The organism is Sphingomonas sp. DG1-23 (assembly GCF_030730875.1).
GTDB lineage: Bacteria > Pseudomonadota > Alphaproteobacteria > Sphingomonadales > Sphingomonadaceae > Sphingomonas.
On the sequence record NZ_JAVAMA010000003.1, the window covers coordinates 362,779 to 374,993 of the forward strand.

At 66.1% G+C, this 12,215-nt stretch carries 8 protein-coding genes; 2 read left to right on the forward strand and 6 right to left on the reverse strand.

The annotated features are described in order from the left end of the window. The first annotated feature begins 151 nt into the window (after window positions 1-151). Window positions 152-1,669: a sulfatase-like hydrolase/transferase gene (locus tag Q9Q95_RS07320; protein WP_306095464.1), complete on the forward strand. Its 1,518-nt coding sequence runs from the start codon at window positions 152-154 to the stop codon at window positions 1,667-1,669. A gap of 17 nt (window positions 1,670-1,686) precedes the next feature. Next, the gene (locus Q9Q95_RS07325) at window positions 1,687-2,964 is read left to right on the forward strand and encodes an MFS transporter (protein WP_306095466.1); all 1,278 of its coding nucleotides are present in this window, start codon (window positions 1,687-1,689) and stop codon (window positions 2,962-2,964) included. A 9-nt stretch (window positions 2,965-2,973) separates the two neighbouring features. Here Q9Q95_RS07325 and Q9Q95_RS07330 read toward each other — a convergent pair whose 3' ends face one another. The 6 genes from Q9Q95_RS07330 to Q9Q95_RS07355 all read right to left on the reverse strand — a co-directional run bounded on the left by Q9Q95_RS07330 (window position 2,974) and on the right by Q9Q95_RS07355 (window position 12,214). Then, window positions 2,974-4,398 carry a sulfatase gene (locus tag Q9Q95_RS07330; protein ID WP_306095467.1) on the reverse strand — a complete coding sequence of 475 codons (1,425 nt, stop codon included), beginning with the start codon at window positions 4,396-4,398 and terminating at the stop codon, window positions 2,974-2,976. Between the two features lie 30 nt (window positions 4,399-4,428). Further along, entirely contained in the window at window positions 4,429-7,512 is a 3,084-nt protein-coding gene (locus Q9Q95_RS07335; RefSeq protein ID WP_306095469.1) for a TonB-dependent receptor, read from the reverse strand. A 75-nt stretch (window positions 7,513-7,587) separates the two neighbouring features. Next, the gene (locus tag Q9Q95_RS07340; protein ID WP_306095471.1) at window positions 7,588-8,532 is read right to left on the reverse strand and encodes a FecR family protein; all 945 of its coding nucleotides are present in this window, start codon (window positions 8,530-8,532) and stop codon (window positions 7,588-7,590) included. Further along, window positions 8,516-9,082 carry an RNA polymerase sigma factor gene (locus tag Q9Q95_RS07345; RefSeq protein WP_306095473.1) on the reverse strand — a complete coding sequence of 189 codons (567 nt, stop codon included), beginning with the start codon at window positions 9,080-9,082 and terminating at the stop codon, window positions 8,516-8,518. Before Q9Q95_RS07345 ends, Q9Q95_RS07340 begins: the two co-directional genes overlap by 17 nt. Window positions 9,083-9,168: 86 nt before the next feature. Beyond that, on the reverse strand, window positions 9,169-11,070 hold the full coding sequence (locus Q9Q95_RS07350) for a family 43 glycosylhydrolase (protein WP_306095593.1): 1,902 nt from the start codon (window positions 11,068-11,070) through the stop codon (window positions 9,169-9,171). A 22-nt stretch (window positions 11,071-11,092) separates the two neighbouring features. Next, a complete protein-coding gene (locus Q9Q95_RS07355; protein WP_306095475.1) occupies window positions 11,093-12,214 on the reverse strand; it encodes a hypothetical protein in 1,122 nt (373 codons plus the stop codon). Window position 12,215: the final 1 nt, after the last annotated feature.

Genomic DNA, 12,215 nt, shown 5'->3' on the forward strand with positions numbered 1-12,215 from the left:
CGGTACATGGCTACTTGCTCCGGCCCGAAATCGCGGTCAAGATAAATAGGATTAATGAGCTTTACTCGCGCTTCGCGGGTCTCATACGGTGCATCGGCACGATCAGGTAACCGACAGGGCAGCGAAACTGTCCGGTCGAAGGAGAGCGACATTGGCCGAAACGCATCCAGCCGCGAGGCTGAGCGCACGCGCCCGGCGCGCGATCCGCGCCGCAGGACTCCACGTAGCGCTGGCAGGCCTGCTCGGCTTTGTCCCCGCCCCGGCATTCGCCCAGCCTGCGCCCGATGGCGGGGCAGAGGTCCGGCCGATCGCGGGTGCGCGGCCGAACATCCTGTTCATCCTCGTCGACGATATGGGCTTTGCCGATCTGTCGATCATGGGCAATCGCAAGGTGGCGACGCCCAATCTCGATCGGCTGGCGCGCGAAGGCGTGCTGATGACTCGATTCTACGATGCCGCGCCGATCTGCTCTTCGTCGCGCGCCGGGTTTCTCACCGGCCGGTTTCCGCCCGAACTGGGCTTCGTCAGCATCACCGGTGCCCGCAAGCGCAACGCCGAGCTCGGTCAGGTCGACTGGCTGGATCCTGAATTGCCCAATATCGCCCGCACGCTGCAATCCGCCGGCTATGCCACCGCGCATTTCGGCAAATGGCACCTCGGCGGCGGACGCGACATCGGCGATGCCCCACGCCCCACTGCCTACGGCTTCGATCGCAGCTTCACGACTTTCGAAGGCCTGGGTCCGCGTGTGCTCGTGTCGGACGAGGAGCGCGATCTGGCCGAGCAGTCGGACCGGCTCGGCAACGGCGCACGCTTCTGGGAGATCAAGACGCGGCTGACTGGCCTCTATTGCGACATGGCTGCCAGCTTCATCGCCGAGCATGCCGACCGGCCGTGGTTCGTGAATCTGTGGCTCAACGACGTCCACGATCCCTGGGCACCCGGCGACGAGGCGCTCGGCGACGTGATGGGCAAAGGCGACGGTCCCGACGATGATCGCTTCCTCGCCACGCTGGTGAAGATGGACAAGACGCTGGGCCGATTGTTCGACCGGCTGCGCCAGATGGGCGAATTCGAGAACACGCTGATCGTCGTCACCTCGGACAACGGTCCGTCCTCGCTGCAGCGTTATTATCGCGACGGCGCGAGCGCCCCCGGCAGCGCTGCGGATCTGCGCGGCCGCAAGTTCAGCCTGTACGAAGGCGGGATCCGCCAGCCGCTGATCCTGTCTTGGCCGCGCCACGCCAGGGCGGGGACGCGCGACGAGCGCTCGGTCGGGCACGGCGCCGATCTGCTGCCCACCTTCGCCCGGCTCGCGGGCGTCCCGACACCAAGGGAGAGCGATGGCGTAGACCTGTCTTCGGTCATCGAGGGTCGCCCGATGACGCGCGGCCAGCCATTGTTCTGGGCCTATGGCAAGGAAGGCGCCCCGGTTCAGCCGAGCACCCCTTCGCAGCCACGCGACGTCTCTCCGCGGTTCGCGGTGCGCGATGGCGACTGGAAGCTGCTGGCGGAGGCCGGCGGCGCCCGTCCCCAGCTCTTCGACCTCGCCGCGGACCCGACCGAGACCCATGAAGCCGGCGCGCGGAACCCGGCGGTGCGCGATCGATTGCTCGCCCGGTTGAGGGCGTGGATGGCGAGCCTGCCGCCCTACGCGTCTCGCCCATGACCGCGCAGGCAGAACCCATGTGCGCCCTCCCCGCCGCGACCACGCGCGCCGTCACGCTGCGGCTGATGCCGCTGCTCGGCCTCGTCTATCTGATCGCCTATATCGACCGGCAGAACGTCTCCTATGCCAAGCTTCAGATGGCGGCGGATCTCGGGCTCGGCGAGGCCGCATTCGGGCTTGGCGCGGCATTGTTCTTCGTCGGTTATTTCCTGTTCGAACTGCCCAGCAACCTGTTCCTGACCCGGGTCGGCGCGCCGCGCTGGTTCGCGCGGATCATGGTGAGCTGGGGCGTGGTGACCGTGCTGCTCGGCTTCACCCGCGACGCGACGCAATTCTATGTGCTGCGCTTCCTGCTCGGCGTGGCCGAGGCGGGGCTGTTTCCCGGCGTGCTCTATGCGCTGACGCTCTGGTATCCGCCCGCGCACCGCGCCCGCGCGGTCGGGCTGTTCATGATTGCGGGGACGCTGGCCAACGCCACCGGCGCAGCGATCGGCGGCGCATTGCTCGATCTCGACGGGGCGATGGGCCTGCGCGGCTGGCAATGGCTGTTCCTCGTGACCGGGCTGCCGGCGATCCTGCTCGCCCCGGTTCTGCTCAAGCTGCTGCCGCGCGGGCCCGAACAAGCGCGGTGGCTCGACGAGGCACAGAAGGACTGGCTGCGCGCCGAACTCGAACGCGAGCGCACGGCAGTGGAGAATGTCGGCCAGAAACAGGCGTTGCGCGCCATCACCGATCCGCGCGTGCTGATGCTGTCGCTCACCTTTTTCGGCTTCCCGCTGGCCGCTTATGGGCTGAGCTACTGGCTGCCGACGATCGTGCGCGACATGGGGGTGTCGAACACCGCGAACGGTCTCCTCAACGGCCTGTTGTGGCTGTTCGTCGGCGTGACCTTGTGGCTGGTGCCGCGCGACGCGGCCCGGCGCGGCAGCGCCCGCTGGCACGGCGTGATCCCGCCGCTGATCGGCGCCGCGGCGCTGGCCGCCAGCGTGGTGCTGCCCGGATCGGGGCTCAAATTCGCCGCGCTGACCCTGGCTGCCTGCGCGATCTTCGCGGGCCAGCCGATCTTCTGGACGCTGCCGCCGCGCTTCCTGAGCGGCACCGGCGCCGCCGCCGGCTTCGCGGTGATCAACGCAACCGGCAATCTCGGCGGGTTCGCCGCGCAGGCGCTGGTGCCGCGGATCGCGACCGCCTCGGGCAGCGCTTTCGCGCCGATGCTGTTCCTTGCCGCCGGACTGGTTCTGGTCGCGATCGGCGTCTTTTTGATCGACCGGCGCCTGTCGCGCACCCGCGCGTAACGAATCCGCTCAGTCGGCCGGCGGCGCGGGCTCGCCGTCGATCGGTCCCTCCTCGAAATGCGGCTTGCCGGCGACGGCGTGGTCGTCCTTCTGCGCCGCCCGCCAGCCGGCGAGGCGCGTGCGCAAACCCTTCAGGACGCGGGCATAATGCGGATCGGCCGCGAGATTATGCTGCTCCTGCGGATCGGCCGCGAGATCGTACAGCTCCTCGCCGGGACGACGATAATAATTGTCGACGATCGCCTTGGCCGCCGGATCGGATGCCGCGGCCTTGCGCCATGACGGAAAATACTTCCCCGAATCCACGCGCTTCACCCATTGGTCGATATGGGTGGTGTAGGCATATTCGGGGTGCAGATTGTGGATGTACTTCCAGCGATCGGTGCGGACGCTGCGCATCGGATAGACGTTGATGCTGCCGTCATTGTTATGCGTGGTGAAGATCTCGCTGCGCCCCCGAAACTTGACCTTGCTCCGCAGCGCCCCCGCAAATGACCGGCCGTCGATGTCCCCGGCGGGCTTGCCGCCGGCGACGTCGACCAGGGTCGGAAGGATATCGACCCAGCTGACCATCGCATCGGTGCGCGCGCCGGGCACGACATGGCCGCGCCAGCGCACGATCATCGGCACACGGATGCCGGTGTCGTAGAGATTCCATTTGCCGAACGGCCATTGCGCGCCGTGATCGGACGAGAACAGCACGAACGTATCGGGACCGAGCACGCTGTCAACCGTGTCCAGCGTATCGCCCAGCTCCCGATCGAGCCGGGAGATCGCCGCATAATAGCGCGCCCGCGCATCGCGCGTGACCGGCGTGTCGACGGTCTTGGCGGGCAGCGCGATCGCCGCGGGCTGAAAGCCTTCAGTCGTCTCGGGCCACGGAACGTGCGGCCAGTTGCTGCCGATGAAGATCGCCAGCGGCTTCCTGTCCTTGCGCGCCTTGAGCCAGCGGATCGCCGAGGGCACGCCTTCGGGATCGTGGAACTTGTCGTGCTCGAAATGATCGAACCCGTACATCCCGGTCTGCTGATAATGCGAGACCTTGCCGAACGCGACGACCTCATAGCCGAGATCATGCAGATAGGAGGGCAGTTTGCGCACGTCCCGGCGCGGCGCGGACTGGTTCGCCTCGGCGCCGTTGCGCGCGGGCATCAGCCCGGTCAGCAGCGCCGCGCGGCTGGGCGCGCACGCCGGCGAGGCGACGAAGGCGCGATCGAACGCGAGCCCTTCCGCGGCCAGCTTGGCGATGTTCGGCGCGCGCGCATTGGTGTCGCCCCAGGGCGGAACGTCGTTGCCGAGATCGTCGGCGAGGAAGATCACCAGATTGGGCCGCGCCGGCGCCTCGGCCTTTTGCCTGTCGCGGGCCAGAGCACCCGCCTGGCTCAGGGCCACCAGCGACGCAGTCGCCAGCGCGGATCGCAGGGCAGATCGCAATATCATACCATTCTCCACCCGATAACCGGCTCAGAAGCGCACGCGGGCGCCGATCGTGTAGGTCGCCTCGTCGCCGTACAGGACGTAATTGAGATATTCCTGTCCGCGATATTGCGACGTCCTGCTGCGCAGGATGTTGGTCCCGCCGACATCGATGCGGAACGATTTGCTCACGTCATATCCGACGCTGAAGTCCAGCCGGCCCGCGGGACGGGCGTACGAAAGCAGCACCGGCGTATAGACTTCATTGACGCGCGCGGAATCGATCGGACGGAGCTGCACGCCGCCGCTATTGTCCTCGATATAGTAGCGCGATCGATAGGTGTAGACGAGGCGGCCGCTGAGCCCGGCTTTGTCGTAGAGCAGCCCTGCGGTGTAATTGTATTTCGACACGCCGAGCAGCGGATAGCCGGCGAGCGGATCGCTTCCGGTGATCTCGGAATCGACCAGGGTGAACGCGCCCTGCACGCCAAGGCCGGACAAGGCGCCGGGCAGGAAATCGAAGAAATATTGGGCGCTGGTCTCGACGCCCTTGAGTTTGACCGAACCGACATTGCGCGGGCTCGATATCAGATAGTTCAGCCCGTCGATCGTTTCCTGCGTCGCGGAATTGACCACGCGATCCTTGATCGAGCGGTAGAAGCCGGTGACCGCGACATAGCCGCCGCGGAAATAATATTCCGCCGTGGCATCGAAGCTGTCGGACTTTTGCGGCCGCAGCTCGGGATTGCCGCGCGAGCCGGTGTTGAGCAGGAAGACGTTGCCGACCAAAGTGAGCGTCTCGGCGGGGTTGAGCGAGACGAAATCGGGGCGCCGGATCGTGCGCGACCAGGAGAGCCGGCTCTGGAAGCCGCCGGGAAACTGGAGGCGTGCCGTCGCGTTGGGGAGTAGATCCACGTCGGAAGTAGTGGCGCTCACCGGCTCGATCACCCCGCCGCTGCGGGTAAATCCGCTAATCGTCCGGTCAGTCTTGGTGACGCGCGTGCCGATCACGCCGTTCAGCGTCATTGCGCCGACCGGTATCTCGTAATTGGCCTGAGCATAGCCGGCATAGGTCGTCTCGTCGGCGTTGAATTCCTTCGTCGGATCGTAATCGGGCTGGCGCAGCGCAACCTTGAACAAAGCGCGCAGTTCGTTGCGACCTTCCTCCGAACGCAGATAGGCGGGATTGGCCCCGAGGAAAGCCGAACCATTGTTGATCCGCGGCGCGAAGGCGATCACGCCGAGGAAGTTGGACGACAGCGGCAGGGACGAGACCAGCCGCGCGGTCGCCTCGCTCGGCGTGCCGATATTGCCGAAGCCGATCGCAGCGACCGGAACGGTCTGCAGCACGCTCTGCTGATGCGCCTCGCGCTTTGCAAAGCGCAGCCCGAGCTGGAGCTGCTGGAGCAATCCGCCAATCTCATAGCTGCCGTCCAGCTTGGTCTGGAACAGCGATCCGTCGACATAAGTGAAATTCTGGTTGAACGAGTTGCGCAGCGACAAATTGGCCGAGCTCGGCGGAATCGCGGGATCGAGCGTAATCCGCGGGCCGTTGTCCACATCGGTCTCGAGCAAAAGTGTCGAGACGCGCTGCCCGACCTCGGCGTTCACATTCTCGGTGAACGCGCTCGACGTCTGATACGCGACATCGAGCGTCACCCTCGCCGGGCCCTGATCGTAATTCAGGCCGCCGGCGATCATCTTGTTGCGCTGGGTCACCTGGTTCGACGACGAATTCTGATTGACCACGATATTGTTGAAGCGCGCGCTCTTGATGTCGCACAAGGTCTGCACGGTGAACGGCTGGAGCGACCGGGTGCCGTCCGCGTTGTTGACGATGGTCGGATTGGTCCCGCCCGCATTGACCCGGGTCTGAAAGCAATCGTCGCTGGCGACCACGTCGGTCATCGTGGTGCCGTTGGTGAAAGGCTGCGGATTGAATCCGGCAAAGCCCGTCGTGGTGCGAAAATAGGTGTACAGCCCCTCGGCATAGGCCTGCAGCGAAGGCGAGGCCTGCCACTGGATCGCGCCATTGGCCTGCCAGCGCGTCACCGCGCCGACATCGGGCATGTTCTGGATCACCTGCGGGATCAGATAGCCGGGGCTGTTGAGCGGTGCGCTTCCCGAGCTGCGGCGGTCGGTCATGTTGCTGGCGCTGCGGATCGTGTCGGCATGCGAATAGGTGGCGTTGGCCAGCACGCCGATCTCGCCGATCCCGGTGTCGAACCGGGTCGTCGCCAGCGCGCCGAACTGCGGGTTGCTGGAATCGACCGCGACGCCGTAATTGTTGCGCGCGCTGAGCACGACGGTGGTGTCGCGGAAGCTGAACGGCCGGTTGAGCTTGAGGTCGATCGCCCCGGCCACGCCGCCTTCGATCTGGTCTGCGGCCTGCGACTTGAAGGCGTCGATCCGCGCGAGCGCTTCCGCCGGCACGTCCTGAAGATCGAAGCCACGGCCGGTCGAGGTGAAGACCTCGCGCCCGTTCACCATGGTGAGGATATCGGTGAGACCGCGGATGCGGACGCTCGACAGTTCGTTGTTGCGGTCGTTCTGGACCTGGATGCCCGGCACGCGCTGGAGCGCCGAGGCGACGGTGGGGTCGGGCAGCTTGCCGATATCGGTGGCGACGATCGAATCCACCACCTGCACCGAGGTCCGCTTGACGTCGGCTGCGCGCTCGAGCGAATTGCGGATTCCGGTCACGACGATGTCCTGCTCCTCGTCGGCGGAGTCCTCCGCTGCGGGGATCTGGACGGGCTCCGTGCCGCTTTGGGCAATGGGCGCCGATTGAACGCCTGCCGGCACCGAAGCGATTTTCCGGTCCAGCGCGCCGCGTTGCCTGAGCACGACCTTGGTACCGGACATCACCGGGACGAGATCGGTCCCGGCGAGCAATGCGCGCAGCGCCGCCGCGATATCCATCACTCCCTTGACGCGATTGACCGAAACGCCGTCGGCGATCGTGCCCGATACGAGGATCTGAATGCCGGCCTGACGCGCGAACAGGGGTATGCCGGTGCTCGCGGGCTGCGGTGCGACGTCGAACTGCCGGACTTGCGCCATCGCTTGCGCGGCGGTCGCGGAACCACAGAAGATTGCCGCGCCGGCCAACAGATAACGCGTACGAGACACTCGACCCTCCCCAGCACATGATCGCGCCAGCTTCGGTGGCGCTCTATCCCAAGAGTCGGATCCCCTCGGTTTCCGTCAGCGCGGCGCGGCGGTTTTTCGCGCGATGCGAATTTCCGTGGGACCGGCCGTCACCTCGACGTCGAGCGATGCCGCGAGCATCGCCGCGAAGTCGGCGGGCTTGTCGATCTTGAACAGTCCCACCAGCCGCTCGTCGGCAAGGCCGGGATCGGCGAGCACCATTTGCTGGCGATTGTAGCGATTGAACTGGGCGATCGCCTCCGCGAGCGACTCGTTCTCGAGCGAGATCTCGCCATTGCGCCATGCCAGCGCACGCTCGATGTCTTCCGGCGCGGATCCGATCACCGGGCCGGCCGCAGCCGACCGGAAATTCGCGAATTGCCCGGCTTGCAGGATGGTCATCATCCCCGAGGAGTCGCTCGGCCAGACCGCCACGGCGCCCTCGGTGACCGCCACCTGCACCCCGTCCCCACCGCGAATCACCGAAAAGGCAGTCCCGACGGCGCGTGCCTGCGCGATGCCGGCATCGACGAGGAACGGGCGGGTTCGGTCCTTGGCGACCTGAAACCAGGCCTGACCTTGCTCGAGCTCGATACGACGACTGTCGCTGTCCAGCCGGATGCGCAATTCGCTGTTGGTATTGATCGTCGCGATCGAGCCGTCCTCCAGCGGCAGGCGACGGATCTCGCCGCGCGCGGTAGCGACATAGCGGCTGCCGCGAGGCCAGCCGATCGCCGCGGCGACTCCGGCCGCGATCGCGCCACCCCCGCCGGCCAGCATCCAGCGGCGCGTCGGCAATCGGGCCGGGCGCGCCGGCGGCATGGCGGCATCCTCCGCCACCAGCGCGCATTCGATCGCGCTCAGCCCTGCCATCGCGCGCAGCAGCGCACCGCGACGGCGCGGATCCTGCGCGAGCCAGTCGTCGAGCCTGGCCCGCCCGTCCGAATCGAGCGGGTGTCGCACCGCCCAGTCCGCTGCCTCTTCCTCAATGCGATCGTGCATGACGGTTCCCCGCTGGCATGACGGTCTCGGGTTCGGGCACGGTCATGAGCTTCAGGACCGCCCGCAAACTCCGGCTGGCATCGTTCTCGACGATCGCCTCGCTCACGCCGAGGGCATTCGCGATCTCCTTCTGGCTCAGGCCATCGACCTTGCGCATGATGAAGATACGCCGGGCGCGCTCCGACAATGTCGCGAGCGCTTCCTGCAAGCGGCCCAGATCCTGCCGTGCCGACGCAATTCTCTCAGGCGTGAGCGCACTGCTCTCGATCTCCGCGTCAAAGGTGTCGGAAAGCGTCTCGAGGCGCACCACCGAGGCGCGCTTGCGCTGCTGTCGGGCGAAGTTACGCGCGATCGTGAAGAGATAGGCACGCGGCTCGGCGATCCGGGTGACGTCGCTGAGCTGCGCGAGGCGGCAATAGCATTCCTGGACGATGTCCTCGACGTCGACCGCCGCGACGAAGCGCCGCTGCAGCCAGATCCGCAGGTCGCGCTCGTGGGGCAGGATCTCGCGTCCTACCCACTCTGCCAAAGTCTCCCGATCGCCGGCCATGCGCCTCCTCTCACCTCTTACGAGTCGCTTGGGCAGCCTTTCCTTCAATGCGGGCGCGAAATTATTCTATTGGGCGCGCGCGAGCTTCAATCGCGGAGGGTGCCGATCCGCGGAACCCCGATCGACGCCGGATCGCCAATGTCGATAGGCACCAGCCCGAACTGCATCCGCCAGGGCGCGGTCGGGTCGTTGCCGAACATCGTGTACCAATAGCGGCCCTGTTTGTCGGCGAACGCAGTGCCGTGACCGCCGTGCGGCGCGCCCATCCGGCGCTGGCTGTAGGGGCCGAACAGCGATTTCGACGTGCCGTACATCATGTCGTAGGTGCCATGGGTGCGCAGCGGGCCATGCCATTCGGCGCCGGTGAGAAAATAGACGCCGTTCACCTTGATCAGGCCATTGCCTTCATAGCCGACCGCGTCGCCGTCCACATCGACCAGCTTGCGCACGGGTCCGTCGAAGCCGTCCCGCGCGGCATTGAGCCTGGCGATCCTGCCGCCGCCCCACAGGAAATAGAGGCCGTCGTCATCCTCGAACGGGAAGCCGTCGATCCCCTCGACCAGATAGCTTTTGGTGACGTTGGCATAGGGGCCTTCGGCCTTGCCGCTGGTCGAGCGATAGAGCCAGGTCTTGCCCCCGACGCCGCGCTCCATCACCGAGAAGGCCAGATAGAAGGTCTTGTCGCGTTCGACCCATTTGATCTCGGGCGCCCAGAGCTCGGCGATGTTCTTGCCGAAATCATAGCCCATGCCTTGCCAGCGCCAGACGAAGCCGACTTCGTCCCATCGCTCGAGATCGGCCGAACGCCAGAGTTTCACGCCCCCTTCCGGCTTGTGATAGCCATAGCCGTCGAGCGTTCCGACCAGATAATAATAGCCGTCGCCGCCGAGCGTGACCGAAGGATCGCGCATCGTCTCGCCGGTGATCAGCGGCTTGCGCGCCGCGACTGCGCTGTCCTCGGTGATCGCCGACGCCGCCTGACGCAGCCGCCCGTCGGGCGCGCGCTCGAGCGGGACGAGACCAACCTGCTCGCAGAACAAGGCGAAGCCGTCATCACACCTGGGATTATATGCCGCCGCGAGCCGGCCATCGCGGAACCGCACGACCGAACCGCGACCGGCATGCGGAACGGCGAGCATGCGCCGCGTGAAAGGGCCGTACGGCGTCGGCGCTTCGGCCATGAACAGATCCTCGGTCGCGGTGCGCATGCGCCCGGTCACTTCGCTCGCGGCGAGCACGTAGCGATCGCCGTCACGGAACATCGTCGTGCCGGCCCGACCGACGCGCGTGCGCACCGGCCAGTCCTTGCCGACCGGCGGGTGCTCGGCGAACAGCTTCTGATCGGGCTTGAGGAAGCGCGGCGCCTCGGCGAGTCCCGCGAAGCCGGGCTTCAGCCGCGCGATATAGCCGCCGCCCCAGAGCAGATAGCCCGCGCCGTCGCGATCGACGAAGAGCGACGCATCGGCCGCGTCTTCGACCAGGCAGGGTGAAGCGGCGAAGCTGCCGCCCGGATCGGCCACGGCGCCGGCGGCGATGCGGGCGCAGCCCGTCTTGTCCGAGAAAGCGAGATAGAGCCTGTCGCCGGCGACCGTCACCGACGGCGCGAGATAGCGTTCGGAAACGTCGCCCGGAACGATGCCGTTGCCGCTGATCCTGGCCGGGCCCCACCCCTTCCACGCCGTCGCGTCCCGCGCCGTCGTCCACAGCTCCACGCCGTGGCGCGCGTAACTGCGCAGCGTGGTGCCGGTGAGGATGAAGCCTCCGTCGGGCATCATCGCGATCGACGCATCGCCGATCGGCCGTTCGGAAAAGAACGGCATGATCGGCTTCGCGTCGGCGGCGGGCATCACCACCGCATTGCGATCCATCGAAGGGTGATCGGCGAAGATGTCGTCGGCCACCGCTTTCTTGAACTGCTGCGCCAGCGCCGCTGGCGTGACGCAGAGCGCAGCGGGCAGCAGCGTGGAGAGCAGCAGGCGGTAGTGCATATTCGTCACTTTCTCTGCCTCCTCACTTTCTCTGCAACGCCCTGAAGTCGTCGATCCACGCATAATTCGGCGCGGCGCTGCCGTCGGCATTGGGCTGAACGGTGCGGCCGGCATAGACGCTGTTGAGCAGCCATGGCGTCTTTTCCGGACCCCATTTTGCCGACATCGAGCTGCCTTGCTTGAACCCATAGGTCGCGACGGCGAGGCGGCCGGTGTCGCGGAACAGCTTCATCTGGTTGGCCAGATAATGCTTCCGGTTCTCGAACCACGGGCTCTGCGCGAGGAACGCGTCCCATTGCGGCTTGGGAAAAGGCGTCTCGAGCGCAGCCTTGATGATCTGCCAGTTCCGGGCATCGCGCGGCGCGCCATATTTATCGGCGAACGCCGCCGGCACCGGTCCCTTCATGTTCGCCTGCCACCACCAGACCAAAGAGAATTCGGTGACGAGGAACTTCTGCTCCGGACGCATGCGCGGCAGGATATAATCGAGGAACGCCCTCGACTCCTCGATCGCGCGAATATGCGGATGGATGTTGACGCCGTCGAGCTCGGGAGTCGTCTTGACGAAGGACAGCCAGCGCTCGGTCGCCGGCGTGCGCCAGGCGGGGCGTTCTATATGATTGAGCGCCCCCATGTAGAGGTGCGTCTTGCAGCTGTCGGCGCAATGCTGCGCGCGATACGCGATGACGCGCCTTGCCAGCCGCTCGTAGAATTCGTTGAAATTGGCGTCCCAATCCTGTTTGCGGCTCTCGATGAAGGGCTCGTTGCCGATCACGAGGATATCGACCTTGCCCATCACCAGCGGCAGCACCGCATCGAGCCGGGCGAGCTGTTTGGCGAATTCGGCGCTGTCGACCTTGGGAAATGCGACGCGGTTATAGGGAAATTTCAGCGTCAGGATCGTCTTGTAGCCGCGATTGCCGGCGTCGAGGATCGTCCTGACTGCGCCATGCTCGGCGACCGGCCCGCGATCGACCTGCGGCATCGGCAGGAAAAGCCGCACCCAGCTGGCGTCCGCCTTTTCGAGATCGCGATAATCCACGTCCTCGAAATGCTCGTTATAGTTCGCGCCGAGCGCTCCCTGCGCCACGGCCGGGCCGGACGCGAAGAGCAAAACCGCACCGATCGCCAGAAGCTTCCGCATC